Source organism: Bacillus sp. J41TS8 (genome assembly GCF_018333035.1).
Classification (GTDB): Bacteria; Bacillota; Bacilli; order Bacillales; family Bacillaceae; genus Bacillus; species Bacillus paralicheniformis.
The window spans coordinates 1-17,613 of sequence record NZ_BORF01000018.1 but is presented as its reverse complement, the minus strand read 5'-3'; the positions used below and the strand labels follow the sequence as shown (position 1 = coordinate 17,613).

The 17,613-nt window shown below is 42.1% G+C and carries 15 protein-coding genes and 1 rRNA gene; 9 read left to right on the top strand and 7 right to left on the bottom strand.

Annotated features, from left to right (window positions below; translation table 11 throughout):
• Positions 1-116: 116 nt before the first annotated feature.
• From KI350_RS19840 to KI350_RS19820, 5 genes are all read right to left on the bottom strand, one after another.
• On the bottom strand, positions 117-2,267 hold the full coding sequence (locus KI350_RS19840; protein WP_020449894.1) for a peptidase domain-containing ABC transporter: 2,151 nt from the start codon (positions 2,265-2,267) through the stop codon (positions 117-119).
• A complete protein-coding gene (locus tag KI350_RS19835) occupies positions 2,261-5,353 on the bottom strand; it encodes a type 2 lanthipeptide synthetase LanM family protein (RefSeq protein ID WP_020449895.1) in 3,093 nt (1,030 codons plus the stop codon). Before KI350_RS19835 ends, KI350_RS19840 begins: the two co-directional genes overlap by 7 nt.
• Before the next feature lie 183 nt (positions 5,354-5,536).
• Positions 5,537-5,752: a class II lanthipeptide, LchA2/BrtA2 family gene (locus KI350_RS19830; RefSeq protein ID WP_020449896.1), complete on the bottom strand. Its 216-nt coding sequence runs from the start codon at positions 5,750-5,752 to the stop codon at positions 5,537-5,539.
• A gap of 5 nt (positions 5,753-5,757) precedes the next feature.
• Complete coding sequence (gene lanM, locus KI350_RS19825) at positions 5,758-9,075, bottom strand: type 2 lanthipeptide synthetase LanM (protein WP_223254889.1); 3,318 nt, start codon at positions 9,073-9,075, stop codon at positions 5,758-5,760.
• Positions 9,076-9,180: 105 nt separating this feature from the next.
• Positions 9,181-9,387 (bottom strand): plantaricin C family lantibiotic, encoded by a 207-nt coding sequence (locus KI350_RS19820; protein WP_020449898.1) that lies wholly within the window; start codon positions 9,385-9,387, stop codon positions 9,181-9,183.
• A gap of 202 nt (positions 9,388-9,589) precedes the next feature.
• Between KI350_RS19820 and KI350_RS19815 the strand changes: the two genes are divergently transcribed.
• The 7 genes from KI350_RS19815 to KI350_RS19785 all read left to right on the top strand — a co-directional run bounded on the left by KI350_RS19815 (position 9,590) and on the right by KI350_RS19785 (position 15,049).
• Positions 9,590-10,903, top strand: a complete 1,314-nt coding sequence (locus tag KI350_RS19815; RefSeq protein ID WP_080131199.1) for a sensor histidine kinase — start codon at positions 9,590-9,592, stop codon at positions 10,901-10,903.
• Positions 10,896-11,510 carry an accessory gene regulator ArgB-like protein gene (locus KI350_RS19810; protein WP_020449900.1) on the top strand — a complete coding sequence of 205 codons (615 nt, stop codon included), beginning with the start codon at positions 10,896-10,898 and terminating at the stop codon, positions 11,508-11,510. Before KI350_RS19815 ends, KI350_RS19810 begins: the two co-directional genes overlap by 8 nt.
• Positions 11,511-11,525: 15 nt before the next feature.
• On the top strand, positions 11,526-11,657 hold the full coding sequence (locus KI350_RS23465; protein WP_006640358.1) for a cyclic lactone autoinducer peptide: 132 nt from the start codon (positions 11,526-11,528) through the stop codon (positions 11,655-11,657).
• Positions 11,654-12,379 (top strand): LytR/AlgR family response regulator transcription factor, encoded by a 726-nt coding sequence (locus KI350_RS19800; protein WP_006640359.1) that lies wholly within the window; start codon positions 11,654-11,656, stop codon positions 12,377-12,379. Before KI350_RS23465 ends, KI350_RS19800 begins: the two co-directional genes overlap by 4 nt.
• 281 nt (positions 12,380-12,660) lie before the next feature.
• Positions 12,661-13,104 (top strand): YbaK family protein, encoded by a 444-nt coding sequence (locus KI350_RS19795; RefSeq protein WP_020449901.1) that lies wholly within the window; start codon positions 12,661-12,663, stop codon positions 13,102-13,104.
• Positions 13,105-13,188: 84 nt separating this feature from the next.
• Positions 13,189-13,902 (top strand): N-acetylmuramoyl-L-alanine amidase CwlD, encoded by a 714-nt coding sequence (cwlD, locus tag KI350_RS19790; protein WP_020449902.1) that lies wholly within the window; start codon positions 13,189-13,191, stop codon positions 13,900-13,902.
• An 85-nt stretch (positions 13,903-13,987) separates the two neighbouring features.
• On the top strand, positions 13,988-15,049 hold the full coding sequence (locus KI350_RS19785; protein ID WP_020449903.1) for an Mrp/NBP35 family ATP-binding protein: 1,062 nt from the start codon (positions 13,988-13,990) through the stop codon (positions 15,047-15,049).
• Positions 15,050-15,102: 53 nt separating this feature from the next.
• On the opposite strand, the gene gerD is transcribed toward KI350_RS19785, so the two are convergent.
• Positions 15,103-15,684, bottom strand: a complete 582-nt coding sequence (gene gerD, locus KI350_RS19780; protein WP_020449904.1) for a spore germination lipoprotein GerD — start codon at positions 15,682-15,684, stop codon at positions 15,103-15,105.
• Between the two features lie 113 nt (positions 15,685-15,797).
• Here gerD and KI350_RS19775 point away from each other — a divergent pair, with 113 nt between their 5' ends.
• The gene (locus KI350_RS19775; RefSeq protein WP_020449905.1) at positions 15,798-16,397 is read left to right on the top strand and encodes a KinB-signaling pathway activation protein; all 600 of its coding nucleotides are present in this window, start codon (positions 15,798-15,800) and stop codon (positions 16,395-16,397) included.
• Positions 16,398-16,405: 8 nt separating this feature from the next.
• Here KI350_RS19775 and pdaB read toward each other — a convergent pair whose 3' ends face one another.
• The gene (gene pdaB / locus KI350_RS19770) at positions 16,406-17,170 is read right to left on the bottom strand and encodes a polysaccharide deacetylase family sporulation protein PdaB (RefSeq protein ID WP_020449906.1); all 765 of its coding nucleotides are present in this window, start codon (positions 17,168-17,170) and stop codon (positions 16,406-16,408) included.
• A 337-nt stretch (positions 17,171-17,507) separates the two neighbouring features.
• Between pdaB and KI350_RS19765 the strand changes: the two genes are divergently transcribed.
• Positions 17,508-17,613: ribosomal RNA gene (locus KI350_RS19765) — 16S ribosomal RNA — on the top strand; the annotation flags it as partial.

Below are 17,613 nucleotides of genomic sequence, written 5' to 3'. Positions count from 1 at the left end.
TAATCATCCTCCATAATTAGTTATTTCAATTAAATTGTAAAGTAAACTTCACTTATTGTAAAGTGTGCTTTACGAATTTTAGAAAAAGACACGCTTCTTGACGATCCAAGAGCGTGTTATGAAATCATTTCTTTATAGAATTCACTGTAGAAACTGGACTTTTTCAGCAACTCATGGTGTGTGCCCGATTCGATGATTCTTCCGTTGTCGACAACGACAATCATGTCACAATTCATTACTGTCGTAAGTCTATGGGCAATCACAATTCTTGTGCAGTTAATATCAGAGAGATACTCGTCAATCTTTGATTCATTTAAATGATCAAGTGAGCTGGTTGCCTCATCAAGGACGAGAATCGACGGTTTTCCAAGAAGCGCCTTTGCGAGGGCGATTCGCTGCCTTTGCCCGCCAGAAATATTCATGCCCATCTCAGATACCATTGTATGATACTGCATTGGCATCTTCATAATTTCTTCATGGATTTGGGCAGCCTTTGCGGCTTCGATTACTTCTTCGGGAGACGCCTCTGGATTATGGAGAATTATATTATCATAAATGCTTCTATTAAACAGCATGACATTTTGAGGTACGGTACCAATTTGCCGACGCAGGTGGCCCAGATCAAGCTCTTTCATGCTAACGCCGTCGTAATAGATGTCTCCCGAAGACGGTGCGAATAGCCCGATTATCATGTTGGCGAGTGTCGTTTTTCCTGATCCTGACTGTCCAATAAGAGCAACTTTTTGTCCTTTCTTGATATCGAGTGTAACATTATGAATCACATTTTCGCTGTATTTAGAGTAGGAGAAAGTGACATTCTTTAACAGAATATTGCCTTCAAGTGTTTTTTTCATCTTGTCTCCCTCCATTTCTCCAGGTGCATCGAGGACATCTTCAACTCGTTTTAGGTAGGATGTTGTCAAGATAAAAGAATTGATCGTTTGAACGATATTGCCGCTCAACATGAAAAATTGGTTTGAAATGGCATGAAATGCTACCAATACCCCAAGCGTGATACTTCCTGCAAACACTTGGTGTGCTCCAACCCATAAGAGGATCAGGGGAGCCATAAGCTGCATTGTATTGCTTGCGGTGTTTACGCGGTTCAGTACAATTTCTTTCTTCCTATAAGCGCTAAGAAGATTCCTGAATCTCTGAAGCCATCTATTGTAAATCTTGCTTTCCACACCGGACGTCTTTACTCCAAATATTCCATAGAGCATTTCTGTCTGCGCTCCTTGCACTTCGGAATGCTCTTTAATCTCCATCTGATTCGTCTCTGCGAGGTATCTTTGGCTCACGGCGATTAGTATTACATTGGTAGATGCTATCAAAGCGACTATAAAAACCATTAGAGGCGATTGCAAGAACATATACAATAGGATGACCAGCAAAACAGCGGAATCCAGCAGACCTTTTACTACCTGGTTGGCCAGCTGGTCGCGGATCACCTTCATGCTGTTCGCCCTAAAAAGCAAATCTCCGAAGGAACGCAGAAGGAAGAACTGGTACGGCAGCCTGAGAAGGTGACTGAAAAATCTAGTTTGGATCTCATAATCAAGCGCATTATGAAGAGTGATCAGAATTCTCCCCCGTAAAAACGTAAATAGGGTATTGAATAGGATCAGCCCACCAATTCCGGCTAAGAATATATTCAGTAGATCCCGATAGTCGGGGACAATAATCTTGTCAATGACAAATTGGATAAAGATTGGCATCGCTACTGTGAACATCTGTAGCAAGAATGTGAGAAACAGGATACTAATGAAAATCTTTGGCCTATTCGTCACTAAATAAGAGAAGGATGCCCAGACGTTTTTTCTGCTCCGGCGTTCAAAATTTTTGTTGGGATATAAAGTAAGTACGTATCCCGAATATTTCTCCGTGAATTCTTTCTCTTTCAGCTTCCTCCTTCCAGAACCTGGATCAACGATTGTATAAGCTTGTTGTGCAACCTTCTCGAGAATAACGAAATGATTGTTTTCCCAGTACAGGATTGCTGGCAGTATGAGAGTCCCCAGTTGCCGGCTATCAGCTTTATACGATTTCGTGTCGAAATTCAGCTGCTCCGCCAACTTTTTAAGATGGAACAAAGTCGTTCCATCACGGCCGTTTCCCATTCGCTCCCGAACCTCGTACATGGATAAGTCATTTTTGTAATAGGACGAAATCATTGCGATGCAACAAAGTGCGCATTCGGTCTGCTGCATCTGTTCAATGAAAGGAACACGCCTGCGAGTTGGAAATAATTTTTTCTTCTTTAACATACGGCTCCTCCCTTTGGCAGCTCCAAAGCCAGAACTGATGGTATTTCGGGGTTTTTGAACCTCAACAGGCTATACCCAATCCCCGTCCGGCCAAGCATGAAGCCATCCATCTCCGCTCTAGGATCTAAGCCAAACCTCCAACCGTACGTCTTTTTCTGGGAAAGAACAATATCAACTAAATCCCTTGCTTTCTTTTCCAGTTTTACGTCATTCAGCTCTTGGGAGGCTGTTAGGAGGATGTCCGCGTTTCCCATAGTTCCGTGGCAAAGACAGTGGCTTTCTATTACCCCTTCGCATATGACCGTTTTCAAAGATATGTCGAGGTCCTTTGCGATAAGTTCTAAATTTGATGTGTTTTTCAGCATCAGTCGGGATAGGGCAATGCCCGGCGCTCCGTGACACCAGTAAACTCTTTTTCGTTTCTGATTTTCGGAAGCTGCAGCCGAGTCCCAATTGCCTGTGGCTGGATCGTAAAATGTATTTTCATATAAAAGTAATTTTTCAGTTTTATCTTTATAGATTTTCTTCCCTGTTACTTTTCCAAGTGAGCCGAGTGCCCAGGCGTATCCCGATGCTCCATGAGCAAGGCCGGTCCCCTCATCGATTTCAGTCAGCAGCTGCATGAGTCTATCTCCTGCAAATTGAGCCATATCCAAATAGTCTTTGTCTCCCGTTTCTTGATAGATATTAAGCGACATCACGATAAAACCGGCCAGACCTCCTGAGAAATCAGGGTTTTTTTCATCACGGATGATATCATGTAAAGAAGGCAACCTTTCCTTTGCCCGCCGGATCAGTTCGCGGTCATTCCATAGTAGTCCAAGGTGAACCAGTCCATACAAAAATGCGCCTTCTCCACTGAAAGCCGAAACGGAAGGGTTGAGCGGTTTGTCGCCGGCTTTTCGAATAACTGTTTTGATCGCACCACGGCTTAGTTTTTCGTATTGACAATTGTTTGTTTCCCTCGCTAAATAAGCCAAAAAGAGAGCATAGCCAAGTAATCCATCATATAGATCAGAGCTCTTGACCGACACGTTAACGCCTGTTTCCTTATTTAAATTTAATCCAAGCCAGTTCACTTCAAGGTTATCCTCGATAATAGCCCTGTCTTTTAATTGTCTGCCTAGCTCCAATGCTTCCTTAATGATAGAGGAAGGAGAAAGGTTCCCTTTTCTTTTAGGTAGGGTTGGGACGGTCTGATGAAATTTCCATACGTCGCCCAGCATGGATGCGAGAGACCACCTTAAATATTGTGTTTGTTTTTCTAAGTCGCTTTTGCTAAGTTTGTTGATCCTTTTGAAAATAGATTCAAACCCTGTTTCAGAAAAGAAAGAGGAGATAAGGTGTCCATTGCTGTTATAGAGATCACGGCTGTTTAGTGTAAAATAGAAATACGGAACGTCATGTCTTAGCAGATCCTTTGTTTCATGCTTGACTAGCTCCTCGAATTTTGAGCTTTGGTTGGTCACTTGCCACAGAATATCGAACATTTGCACTCGGTCAAGCCCGTTCTGTACATAATCGGGATGCAGGCTGTTATGGAGGAATTCCATGTACACGTGTGTTGGCCTGAATACCTGGCGGACATGGGCTTTACCATAAGGCTGCAAAGGGCCATCAACACTCATGAATTCTTCCTTATGGCGAAGAAACAGTTTGTACATGTCTGAAAAACCTGTTTCCAATTCAGCCGAATAATCGAAGGCGGACATTGTTTTCCCTTTAAACATCGGTTTGTTTTTGTACTCACCCGACTTTGCGGGAACACGGGTCATCTTAATTTCATCGGTTCCCTCGCCTTCAAGATGGAGGCTCTTTATTTTTTTTGATACCTGGTTTTGACCTGCGCCTAGGGCGCTCAAGTCAAAGTCAATAATTGAATGCTCAAAAGAAGGGAGTGGAAGCATCAAAGTTGAGTAGACCGAATCGTTTAGCTCAAGTGCCAGTCGGCTCTGGACTCTGAGCTGTTTCATCATTTCCAGATTTCGGCTGAAAAGCGTCTCTAAATCTATCGGAACTGGGTATTCCCCGTGCGCGATAATATTTTCTGCATGAAAATCGGAGGAGCCCAAGATGTAGAACAGCGCAGTATAAGCTCCTTGCCTATAATAAAAGCGACTCACCTCATCTTCATGTGTGCACTTTTCGTACGGGACAAACTCCTGCCAGCCGTAGGTTCGGCAATCCAAACTTTTGGCTGATTGGAGAGGATACTGCAAACCTTTCCCGTTCAGCCAAGACAGCAAGGCTTCGAAAATTTTATCGATCAAAATCTGTCGTGGTTTATAAACTAGCTTGTTGCCGGTTTCAAATTCCAGTAGAGCAACAGTTCTGCCGTTTTGATGTGTATCACCGAGGCCCATTTTCAGTCTCTCTAATCGATGGAGACGGTTCCCAAATTGATATTTGATGCTCTCGTGATCTTTCACAAAACGTTGGATTAGTTCCACGGTGACGTCCAGAGTATTTTGCATGCTCTCAGTCATCAACCGCGAAAGGACTGGATAGTTTCCGAAGAATTCCATCCTGAGTTCATGATCCTCATTGAGTTGGCGCATAAAGTGCTCAAATCGTTCTTCACCCGTTTCTCCTTCGAGCATCCCGACCTTTCTAGCGATGTTGACTTCGAGAATCACACATTTCATCAGCATTGAATGAAGCCGTTCATAAAGTGTATTAGCAATCGACTTGATTATGGTTTCAAGGTTTACCAGGCTGGTGTTAATATGCCTGAGTGCATCAGCAAGCCGCTTTTTCGCATACTGGATGAAAGGATCAACCAATGCTTGAAAGCTGGTGTAATCCAATGGAGTTGATTTATATGTATGCATCACTTTTTCAAATACCGTAGTCCACGGCAATTCTTTCTCCACAACTGGATTATCCTTCTCTTCTATGTACTGCATCAGCTGTTCTATAGTCAAGCGGTCCATTTTGAGCCGCTTCTCGAGCATTCCTTCGGGTATAGCCCTTTTCCACTTATTGAACTCTTTTATATTAACAGCTGGCGTTTTTGTGCCGGTAATTTTTCGTTCATTCAGATAAGCAGAACGGCTGAACATATCCTTCATTTTTGCAACAGTCATGTTAATCTCCCCTTTCTTTTATGCATACATTTAAGAAAAGTTGGATATAATAGATAACGAAACGGTTGGCCTCGATAAAACATGACCAACCGCCCCTTGTTTTTCATTTTCCGGCCAAACGTTATGTAAGAAGAAGGATCTGAGCTCCCATTCTAAATCCCTCTCATACTAGCATTGGCCAAATTAGCAATCAGATGTACATGCGTTAGACGGACACCAAACAGCTGTAACCAATGTTCCACATGGCAATGAAGAAGGAGTAGTGTGCGGTGTAACATCCGCAGCACCTGCAAGGTTCTTTAATTCTTCTTCGTTGACCTCGCCGACAGGGTTAGAAAACTCAAGATTGGCACGTTTGTTGGCATCACGGTAAATTGCAGCCATTTCACGATGTGACATTCGTTTCACCTCCTTTCAAGTAGTTTGTTTTCAAGATTCAATATGTTCGGTACCGCCTCACTGTCATATTGCTTCAATAACCCCATTCCGATGCCAGCCAGCCCGGTCATTAACCCTTTAGCTTCCGTTCCCCTTGATATACCATAATTCCACATTTTCTGTTTAACGATCTCCAACAATTGCGATCTGACAGATTCGATATAAACGTCCAGTTCACGATCCTGAAGTACTTGTTTGGCATAGAGGAGAATTTCTAATTGTCCAAAGTCACCGTGGCAGTAAGAGCGGTTATTACCAAATCCTTTGTGCAAAGTCGTTTCAAGCGCAACTTCAATTTCCCTGTCGAGCAAAGGATCCGTCCAGCCATTTTCCTTCAGGCGGAGCCTTGACAATAGTATTCCCGGAGCTCCATGACACCAGGCGTATGAGGATGTATCCCTTCCTGGCGTTCGCCAGTTTTTCTCCTTTTCATCATAAAATGTCCGCTCATATTCCAAGGCTTTCGATATATACGGAAGGATTGCTTTGTTTTCAGTCCAGTAATTGAGAGAGGAAAGAGCAGCAGCGGTACCTCCCGTACCATGCGAATAGCCTGTCAGAACTGAGCCGTCCAAGACAGAAGGCCAGCCCATTCCGCCGCTTTTCATTACACGACCGTGTTTCATTAGATGTTTTCCGCATGAAATAGCTCCCTTAACCGCTTGGATGCTTCCTGTTCGATGGAAAATACACAGCAGGATGTCAAGTGCTCCCGTAGCACCACCTATATAATCAAAGATTGTATCCTCGTTGATCATCGCGATATATCCTGGCAAGGCTTTTTCCACCTGTTGGTGAAGAGATGAATCATTCCAGAGTTCTGCAAGTAGGATGGTTGTAAACAGGTTTCCGCCTACACCGCTGTATGCCCCGAGGCTCCAAGTTGGATTTTCGCTGAATTTTTTCATATCATTTAGAATCGGAACAATTGCTTGTTCCGCCGCCTCTTTAAATCGTTGTTCACCTGTAAAATACGAGAGGTAAGCTAGAAAGAGGGCTATTCCGCTGTTGCCGTTATAAAGATCGAGTCCTACGGGAGAAATTTTCCATATCACTTCATTGTTTCCTTCCAGCACGGTACTGATCCAGGTAAGATCCTTTTTGTTCCTGTTCACCCCTTGTATTTTTGTCTTCAGTAAGTAATTTCCTATATCGACTGCCTGTTCTAGGAAATCTTCTTTAGCCGGAGCTGTCTTATTCCAGAATGGATCAATTTTCTCAACATCCGCATAATGATCTGCACTTGAGGCGAGCATGACCATATGCAAAACCTGTAGTTGCCCGTATAAGTCCTTTTCGTCAAGACTTCGTATCTTTTCCAAGACAAGGTCAAACGCAGGGGAAAGAAAGAAGTCTCTGATGACTCTTCCGTTTGAGCTCCATAAATGCCGCTCGCCCGGTCTGGTTGTGAATAAAGGGACATCATGGCGGCGTAAATCTTCCATTTCATCAATGATAATACTCTCCATTTTTGGAACCTGGAGGCACTTTAGCCACAGCCTGTGTAAAAAAACTTCCTGATCAACTGGATCTCGAAGCAAATCAGGATGGACTAGACTACGCAGGAATTCTCCATAGACCGCTGTTGGTCTTAAAATCGTCCTGACTCTGACTTGCTTGAATCCTTGCAACTGGCTGGTAAGCTCTACTTTGTTTGCAGCCATAAATCGGTAGACGGCCGTAAAGCCCTCGACAATTTCAGATAGATAATCGTGAAGATTCACGAACTTCCCATTATAGCTTGGCAGATTGAGGCCGGCTTCCAAAAAGGCTATCCCCTTTTTCAAATATGCCTGGTCAGTACCCTTATCGACAATTTGGGCCACTTCAAACGGGAGGCGCTGATTTCCTTTCCCTCCCAATCCACTTAAATCAACACCTGATTTATTCCGGTCCTTCCGCTGATAAAGCAAATTAGGTAGCATGCCGGAAGCCATAATCGATTTCGAGAGCATTTTATCGGCTTGTCCAAGAGCTTCTTTGCTGTAACTGTCATCGTAAATATTCTGATGAAACAATGATTCCATATCGACGAACACCGGGTGACCACCCATTGCAATGATATTTCCATAGTGAAAATCAGTTGCGTTCAACACATACAGTACAGCAAGTTGAGCGCCCATACGTTTATAAAAATCTTTGACTTCTTCGGCTGATTGGCAGGCTTTATATTGAATAAATTCCGTCCAACCATGATCATCTGCATTGACCACCTTCATTTTGTAGAAATTCGGAATATTGTTCTCCTGAGCATTTAGCCAAGATAGCAACTTCTGATATTGTTGGTCTGCGTCCAAGGGTCTTGGTTTATAGACGAGCGATTGGCCGCCTTCGAATTCCAAAATTGAAACACTTTTTCCATTGTCGTGTGTGTCCCCTTTACCAAGGTGAATCTTCCTTAATCTTCCTATTTTCGGGAAGGTTTTAATCAGCACGGGCCAGTCATTTTCTAGATGCTCAACAATATCCCTAATAAAGCTAACTGAGCTATTGACTTTGTGGATCAAAAGGGAGATGAGGCTCTGATACTCGCTTCCGAATGAGGATAGGAACTTTTTATCTGTCAAAATTTCATGTTCGAAATAGTCATACCGCTCTTCGGGGGTGCTGCCTTTCAGGAGTCCCTGCTCTCGGTATACATTCAGCTCAAGCACGAGGGTCTTGTGGCAGATAGAATAGATGTCGTCATTCATTTGTTCAAGCAAGTCTGAATATAACTCGTTTTCTGAAAAATCGAATGAATGGTTATGTATGTATAAAGTTTTAAGTTTGGAGAAAGCTAGTTTCAGGAAATGATCGATGAATGTACCGAACTTTTTATTTTGTTCCGTCTGGCGTGCCGGCAGAGGATCAAGCGCTCCCTTAAGGATTAAATCCCAATCATCAAACCAGGGATGAACATTTTCTACAGCACTCTTTTTGCCGCCAAACTTTAAGGCTAATATATGATCAATGTTTATTCCAGATATTTCATTTAGGCTTCTTTTCATATACTCTTCATTATTGTAGAAGAAACGGCTCCAAAATTTGATCTGCTCTAACCGCTCTGAATCCGTTCCCTTCAACATGCTGTCCATTGTTTCACTCCTAACCTTTTTCTGAATGAGATGCACACGGCCGGCAAAATGCCGGCCAGATTCAACTAATATCTTGTACTGAAGAGTACACCAGGAACCTTTATTACCTAATTGACAGCTGATGTTGCACCAAGCACAGCCGCCTGCAAGCATTTCCATTTCACTGTCTGACAGCTTGTCCATTAAATCACCCGCAGGGTTGGTCACTTGGCAGTTGTGTAATAGGATTTTTCCATGCTTCCAAATTTGAAGTTTTCCTACATCTCTTTATTAACATTATTTTTGTAGACAGTCGTTAATATCGGCTGGGTTTCATTTGCAGCTCCGTTGACATTCTTTTGTAAGAGTGCACCATTGACCTTTGTTACCTAATTGACAGCTGATGTTATACCACTCGCAGCCGCCTGCAAGCATTTCCATTTCACTGTCTGACAACTCGTCCATTAAGTCACCGGCAGGACTTACAATTTGGCTGTTCATACGTGCAACAGGATTTTTCCATGCTTCGATCTTTGACATTTTCCTTCACCTCTTAATTAATTTTGGGAGCTCAGCATTATTATAACAATAATTAGAATTGTTGGATTATTTTTGGGCTATTTTGGATTATTTCTTGTGCAAAATGCCCTATTTCAAAATTATTGTGTCCAATAAGTTAAATATTCGAAAATATCTATACATAAACTTTCCTTCTTTGTATAATTGAGATGAAATACCTAATATGTATATTTTAGGAGTGTTAGTAATGGATCTGCCAACCCAATTAATTGGAGGTATGCTTGAAACATTCTTGATTATAACGATTGGTATTTCGTTATTGAATGTCAGCTATAAAAACAAATTTTTCAGCCTGCTCTTAATCAGCCTTTACGGAAGCATTGTATTGTATCTGGTGAAAAGTTCTTTTCCTCCTCTGCTGTACCTTTCCATTATGGTTTTGGCGATCAGTTTACCGGTTTCGCTTTTTTTGAACCTCAGAATTCTGTTATCGATAATCGGCGTTTTATTGGGTGCTGTTTGTTTACTCGTATCCGAAGTGATTGGCTTCGCAATGTTAAGAGTTGCCGAGCCAGTTCTCAATGTAAAAGAGGGAAGCCTTGGTACGGCATTGCCCCATTTTTGTATCCTTTTATTCATGCTTTTCCTAATTCGAAAAAAGAGAGTGGTTTTAATTTCACCGAAGAAACAGGTGAAAGACTTGGACATAAAATTGTACATGATTTTGATACTGTCATTTTCTTTGCTGCTTCTATACTATTTCATCATCTATAAGAACCAAAAAGTAGAGGGCTTTATTAATCTTTTTTGGAGCATTGCCCTTGTTTCATTAACTTTTTTCACCTTGATTATCATGAGGCGCATTTTCTACAAAAACCTCCGTAACGCTGAGAATTCTTTAGAGGAACAATATGAGGAGGTTGGCAAATACATTCACTTCATAAAAAAACATAACCATGATCAGGGGCATCATCTTATCGCAATTCAACAAATGCTTAATAAAGGGCAATATGAAGAAACGAAACATTATCTAAGTGACGTGATGAAGGACTCCGCTTTAATCAGCGACATACTTCCTATCCATTCCATTGCGCTCAGCGCCCTGCTCCTTTCGTATAAGGATAAAGCCTTAAAGGAAGATATTCGTATTCACTATAAAATCAGCGATAGTCTGAGGGATTTTCCATGCAAGCTTTTTGAAACAAATAAAATATTTGGAAACCTGATCATGAATGCAGTGGAAGCCGTAAAAGAACTCGGTGATATTCCAGAACGGACAGTATATGTCCAGATTGATTCCGGAGAAGGTTACTACAGAATAGATGTAGGCAACTTTGGAGACGTAGAGCGGTTCGCTGAGGTGGTAGATCGGATTTTTGAAGAAGGATTTTCTACGAAAGGCAAGAAGGGAAGGGGATATGGCCTCCATATCGTTAAATCAGTCGTTGAGAAGCATCAAGGATTCATCTTTCCGGAGATCATCGATAGGATGATCGTCTTCAAAGTCAGGATTCCGAAGGAGTTAGGCGATGGTTAAGTTCACACCCAATTACTTGTCAAAAAAAATTTCGGAACAGATCATTTATTACAACCCTGATTTTCGTAGTAGGCAAGATAGCATACGATACGGGCTTGAGTGGATGCTTGCCGCCATCAATCAAATACTGCTGGTATTTATTATAGCTTGTTATTTTGACTGCGTGATACAAGCCATGGTCATCTTGTCGGCGGGCGGATTTTTGAGAATGTTTTCAGGGGGAAGCCACTTTAAAGGTTATTATTATTGTTTATTTTTCAGCACGTTTCAAATTATGGTGATCACGTACATATCCATAGAATTTGCTTTTCACTTCTCCCGGGGGATGAAATGGATGCTGATTGGCCTGATTGTCTTGTCATTTTTCATTTTCTTAAAAAAATCACCGAAACTGCATAAAAAGATGCAGGTATTCAGTCCTCAACAGAGAACAGAGATTAAATATAGGTCGATTTGCGTTTTTCTGGGTCTCATGCTGGTCAGCCTTTTGGTTGACAGCCAGCTTCAATACGGCATTTGGATCGCAATGATCATGCAAAGCATTACCTTGACTGACTCATGGCATAAAATCATCTTATCTTTTGATAAGAGGTTTAATAAAAAATAAAAGGGGACTAGGGAAATGGTGAAATTTATTACTTATTTGATTGGTGTATCCGCTTTGTTTTTCAATTCAATTACTTCACTAAGCAGCTGTTTCTGGTTTGCTTATGAACCGGAATTGCCTGAGGATTTAAAGAGTGACGATCATTGACGGTAAGAATATGCGTGATTGATGATGATCAAGATATTCTTGATTTTTTCAAAGAGGTTTCGGACAGCATCAGTCATGCTAGATTTGAATTAATCACAAGAGAAATAAGCGAGTTGATTTCCCACCTGGAGTCTGTGAATGAAGTCGATCTGGTCATTATCGATATCAATCTGAAGCAGTCAAGCGGTTTCGATTTAGCTGAATATCTGAAAGAGTATTATCCCAGTATCAGCATCATGTTCATGAGTTCCTACACAGAATACGCTCTGGATGGATATAAGTTTTATCCTATTGATTTTTTAGTCAAACCGATTAACATTTTAAGACTCAAATCAGCTGTAGAGCTTCTTCGAAATCATAAGGCTTTTTCAAAAAGAAACAATAAAAAGATAGGCATCAGTTCTAGCGGCAAAATTCATCTCGTAGATGTAGACAGCATTTTGTATATTGAAAAGGTGGGGAGAAAATCCTGCATAAATCTTGAAAATGGAAAGATCATTAAGTCAAGTCAATGTTTGATGACCCTTGAGGAAATGCTTAAAGGGAGCAACTTTTTTAGAACCCATCAGTCTTTCCTCGTTCCGTTGGATAAGATTGAGGAAATCATCCAAGACACCTACATGAAGTCGTATAATCTAAAAATTAAAAACTGCAAAAAGATTATCAATGTGAGCCGTAACAAATACCGTGAGCTCAAAGAACTTCTCACCGCGGTGATATAAAAGTAAAACTTTTACTTGATACAAGGCACGATGAATCGATTTAGCCAATCGATCATTGCGCCTTTATTTATGCTGCTGGACAGATGATTAAACAAGTATTGAAAATAAGAAAAGACTAAAAACTGATTTTCCTTTGCAGAACACTTTATGGATGGCGCGCATAAATGAGCTGAAACTAACCTCTCCTAATATTTTCGGCTTCTTCCTCCGTTTCCCTTCCTTAGAAAAGCATGATTTCCGGCTCCTGACTGCACAATACAAGGTAAAAAGGAGGCGGTTCTATGGGGACGGTCGTATCTTTTAACAATGAAAAACAAAAGAAGCAGATCAATTTGGAAAAAAAGCTTCTGCGCGAACTGTCTTTGGAAAAAATGCTGAATTCTGCGGAGGAATGCTTTGCTCCTCTTTTTCATTTTTTTTCTAAGCACACGGATATTTTGTATGACGGCTGCATCGATTTTGCCATTGAGGCCTATTTGCTGGGAGCCGAGTACGGAAAGTTCGGCTATCACGGAGAGCCCGTTCAACGAGCGATGGTCCGCTCAGAAAAAGAAGAAAAACAGCTTCTGCACGAGCTTTATGAATATGCGGTGAGCTGGTCTGAGGCTTTTAATATTCAAGCGGCTCATGAACCACTCTATTATGCTTGCGAATACTTCATCCAAAGCTGGTGGAAGGAAGGCTTCAGCGAGCGGGAAAGACGCTTTAAGCTTCGGCTCAGATAATTTATGTAAAAGTGCGGCCAAGCTGAATCATATTTCCTTTCCTTGTCCCATATGTTGTAGTAAGGACGAGCGGGAGGGAAAGGGATGAAGAAAAAAATAAAATGGCTCGGGTTTTTACTCGGCTTTGTCGTTTTATTATGTTTATTTCAATATCAATTTCACAATGATGATTCTTGGCGGTCATGGAATCTTCCGTTGAGCGGCAAGATCATTTATATTGATCCTGGACACGGGGGCGCGGATGGAGGAGCATCAAGCGGTGAACTCCTTGAAAAAGATGTGGCGCTTGAAGTATCCCTTAGAATCAGGGACTATCTCCAGGAACAGGGCGCCTTGGTGTTGCTGACGCGGGAGGACGATCATGATCTCGCTCCTGAAGAAACGAAGGGGCTCAGCAGAAGGAAAGCGGAAGACTTGCGGAAAAGGGTCGACGTGATCAACAATTCTGAAGCCGACCTTTACCTCAGCATCCATTTGAATGCGATTCCTTCCGCCCGATGGAGCGGTGCGCAAAGCTTCTTTTACGGGCAATATGAAGAAAACGAACGGGCCGCCAAGTTTATTCAGGATGAATTAAGACATAATCTTGAAAACACGACGCGGAAGGCAAAGCGGATACACGGCATTTATTTGATGCAAAATGTGAAAAAGCCGGGGGCCCTCGTCGAGATCGGGTTTTTGTCAAATCCGAAAGAAGCAAAACAGCTGGCCAAGCCCAAATATCAGGACAAAATCGCGGCATCCGTATATAAAGGTGTATTGCGCTACTTTACAGAAGACAGAGACCCTCCTGAATAAGAGGGTTTCTTTTTGTGTCAAAGACACTATAAGGAAAGATATGCTATACTTATTTTGTAAACGAATACAACAAAGGGTGAGATCAATGTTGCGAGAAGACGATGTAAAAAAAATAGTCGGCGATTTGGACGAGCCATTTCTTCACAAGCCGCTCAGAGAGCTGGATGCCGTCAAGGAAATTAAAATAAAACCCGAAAAACGGCACGTCAGCGTAAAGGTGGCGCTCGCAAAAACGGGATCTGCCGAACAAATGCAGCTTCAGCAGGAAATCGTCATACGGTTAAAAGAAGCCGGTGCAGAGACGGTCGGCCTGCGTTTTGAGGAGCTGCCTGAAGAAGTCGTGATGAATAATCAAGAGTCTGCCCAAGGGCAGGATCAATCTCTGCTGAATAGTGAAAAACAGCCTGTGTTTTTAGCGGTGGCAAGCGGTAAAGGCGGCGTCGGCAAGTCGACGGTGTCCGTCAATTTGGCTGTGTCTTTGGCTCGAATCGGAAAGAAAGTCGGATTAATCGACGCCGATATTTACGGATTCAGCGTTCCGGATATGATGGGAATCACTGTACGGCCGACGATTGAAGGAGAAAAGGTCGTGCCGGTTGAAAGATTCGGAGTCAAAGTAATTTCGATGGGATTTTTTGTTGAAGACAATGCCCCTGTCATTTGGAGAGGCCCTATGCTTGGAAAAATGCTGAATAACTTTTTCCATGAGGTTGAATGGGGAGATGTCGATTATATTATCTTAGACCTGCCGCCGGGAACAGGCGATGTAGCGCTTGATGTTCACTCAATGCTTCCAAGCTGCAAAGAGGTGATCGTGTCGACGCCGCACCCTACTGCCGCGTTTGTCGCTGCAAGAGCGGGCGCGATGGCTTTGAAGACCGATCATGAAATCTTGGGAATCGTTGAAAATATGGCTTATTACGAAAGCGTCAAAACAGGCGAAAAAGAATACGTATTCGGCAAAGGCGGAGGCGAGAAGCTCGCAGAAGAACTCGGTGTTCCGATTCTGGGCAAAATTCCGCTGAAGCAGCCCGATTGGGATGACAGCGAATTTGCGCCGTCCGTTTATGATGAAAGTCATCCGACCGGTGCCATTTATTTGGATATCGCCAAAAAAATCGACGAAAGCATTGGCGTAAAAGCTTAAAGATCAGAAAAAGCTTCCTCCGCGGAAGAAGCTTTTAGTGAATGAAAAGCGGCTTAGCTTTGTTTTTCTTCGCCGCCTTTCATTTCTTCTTTCATGCTTTCAGAAGCAGCTTTTTTCAGTTCCTCTTCAAACTGCTTTCTGTAGAGCGGGCTTGACAGAGTGTCAGATATGACTTCCTGCAGGTGGGTTCGGAATTCCTGGCTTCTGACAAGTTCACCGTATTTTTTGGTCATTTCAGGATCCTGCATGACCTGCATCAGCATTTTTTGGTACTCAGGATCTTTCATCAGTTTTTTCAGCACTTTTTCATGTTCATTTTGAAGTGTTTTGGCAAAGCCTTCTGCGAATTTTGGATCTTCGAAGACTTTTTTCCAAAATTCAGCTCCTTTTTTGGAGGTCATTGTTTTTTCAACGGTTTCTTTGACGGTTTTTTCATCCATCACAAGTGTTTCATTTAATTTGTCATCATTTAATATTTCTTGAATCGCTTTTTTTCCGTCATCTGTCTTTAATATATCGACAACCATCTTTTTGGTTTGATCATAGTCCATCTCAGCTGCTTGGTCCGTGGGAGCACAAGCTGTTACAGATAGAAACAGAAAACAGCTTATCGATAGCATTGTGGTCTTGAACATGCTTAAGCTCCTTTCGAAAACTCGTCTTACCTTTAATATGAATGTCTTTTATAAATTTATACATAACAAAATATCGCTGCTACAGCGTTTACTTAGGGGTTGGGAAGTCTACAATGAAAAGCCGTAATCTCGTCCGATTTTTCTTTTCCGTGTTGGGTGTCGGAGCTTTGACTACAAGTATTGTCGGTTTTGCCATTGAGTGGGGAAGATATAAGGAGCTGTTTCTTTCCTTCGAGGTATTGGAGATTCTTTCTGTTCTATTTTGGTTTATCGGGGTTGGCATGATCTTTAGCGTGATTGCTCAAATGGGGTTTGTGATTTTCTTAACGATTCACCGTTTTGCACTGGAAATCTTCAGATCTCATTCTTTGTGGAATTCGATTCAGCTGTTTTTGATTGTATTTGTCGCGTTTGATTTGGTTTACTTGCGTTTTCTGTTTTTTGAAAAAGAGGGAGGCTCCATCATTCCGTATATTTGGCTGCCGCTCTTTATTTTGGCGGTAAGCATTGCGGCCGCTTATGCAAAGCAAAAACAGTCCTCTAAAAAAACGTTCGTTTCCGCATTATTTCTAATGTTTGTTTTTACTGTGATGGAGTGGTTCCCGGCGTTAAGGGTCAATGAAGAGGACTGGCTCTATTTAATGCTGCTTCCTTTATTAGCCTGCAACGCTTTTCAACTTTTAATGCTCCCAAAATTTCAGGCCCGCGCTTAGACCGGTTGCTATTTTACTTCTGATGATTTTGCATCCGTATTTGCGATTAAATCGCTGACGGTTACATTTTTGAGTCCCTTGCTTCTGAGGTGGTGCACGATCTCAGGCAGGGCTTCTTTTGTTTGTTTGGCCGAATCTGAAGCGTGAAAGAGCACGATATCACCAGCGCTCACCGTTTCATTTACGTTTTGTACGATCTTTTGAACCCCCGGGTTCGTCCAGTCATCCGAATTAATACTGTAGTGAACGACGGTATAGCCGTACTGTTTAGCGACATCGAGTACGTCTTTATTAAACTGGCCGGTCGGCGGCCTTAAAAGCGTGAGGTCCTCAAGACCGAGTTTTTGAAAAGAGTTTTGTGCTTTTGTTAAGTCTTTTTTGATTTCGCTTTTCTTCATTTGCGAATAGTTTTTATAAGCATAGCCCATGCTCCCGATCTGATGACCGTCTTTACGGATTCTTTCCACGACATCCGGATGGCGCTCCGCCCATGAAGCTGAAAGAAAAAAGGTCGCATCTTTAATACCGTTTGCTTTTAATGTATCTAAAATAGGCATGGCCTTTTGATCTCCCCAGCTGATATTAAAGGTAAGAGCGACTTCGTTTGTATCTGAGTCTCCTCTATATACCGCTTTTGCTCCGCTTTCTGTAGAAAACACAGGAAGAGGGAGCAGGTTTTGTACATAAAAAAAGCTTGCTGTCGCAAAAGCGGCTATCATAATAATGATTAACTGCTTAATCCGTTTCATATGCCACACATAAAAATGGTTCACAGAGAAACTCCTCCTTGTCCATGCTGCTTTGTATTCATCCTATGCTTGTTTAAAATAGAACATAACAATAATTCATCTTAAGAAAAAAATTAAAAAGAGGGTTGACCAGATTTGAATTAACATGTTATATTATTATTCGTCGCTGATAAACAGCTGACATGAAAAAGCTCCAACAAATAATTTTGAAAAAAGTTATTGACAAATATGTGGGCTTGATGTTATATTATTAAAGCCGCTGAACGAAGCGGAAATGATCTTTGAAAACTAAACAAGACAAACGTACCTGTTAATTCATTAAATAAATCGCACATGCGAATGTGCGTAGTCATTATCAAACTTCATGGAGAGTTTGATCCTGGCTCAGGACGAACGCTGGCGGCGTGCCTAATACATGCAAGTCGAGCGGACAGATGGGAGCTTGCTCCCTGATGTTAGCGGCGGAC

Bases quoted from the DNA above. Each gene is read 5' to 3' on its own strand.
- KI350_RS19840 (WP_020449894.1), bottom strand. From the start codon at position 2,267: ATGTTAAAGAAGAAAAAATTATTTCCAACTCGCAGGCGTGTTCCTTTC.
- KI350_RS19835 (WP_020449895.1), bottom strand. From the start codon at position 5,353: ATGACTGTTGCAAAAATGAAGGATATGTTCAGCCGTTCTGCTTATCTG.
- KI350_RS19830 (WP_020449896.1), bottom strand. From the start codon at position 5,752: ATGTCACATCGTGAAATGGCTGCAATTTACCGTGATGCCAACAAACGT.
- KI350_RS19820 (WP_020449898.1), bottom strand. From the start codon at position 9,387: ATGTCAAAGATCGAAGCATGGAAAAATCCTGTTGCACGTATGAACAGC.
- KI350_RS19815 (WP_080131199.1), top strand. From the start codon at position 9,590: ATGTATATTTTAGGAGTGTTAGTAATGGATCTGCCAACCCAATTAATT.
- KI350_RS19810 (WP_020449900.1), top strand. From the start codon at position 10,896: ATGGTTAAGTTCACACCCAATTACTTGTCAAAAAAAATTTCGGAACAG.
- KI350_RS23465 (WP_006640358.1), top strand. From the start codon at position 11,526: ATGGTGAAATTTATTACTTATTTGATTGGTGTATCCGCTTTGTTTTTC.
- KI350_RS19795 (WP_020449901.1), top strand. From the start codon at position 12,661: ATGGGGACGGTCGTATCTTTTAACAATGAAAAACAAAAGAAGCAGATC.
- cwlD (WP_020449902.1), top strand. From the start codon at position 13,189: ATGAAGAAAAAAATAAAATGGCTCGGGTTTTTACTCGGCTTTGTCGTT.
- KI350_RS19785 (WP_020449903.1), top strand. From the start codon at position 13,988: ATGTTGCGAGAAGACGATGTAAAAAAAATAGTCGGCGATTTGGACGAG.
- gerD (WP_020449904.1), bottom strand. From the start codon at position 15,684: ATGTTCAAGACCACAATGCTATCGATAAGCTGTTTTCTGTTTCTATCT.
- KI350_RS19775 (WP_020449905.1), top strand. From the start codon at position 15,798: ATGAAAAGCCGTAATCTCGTCCGATTTTTCTTTTCCGTGTTGGGTGTC.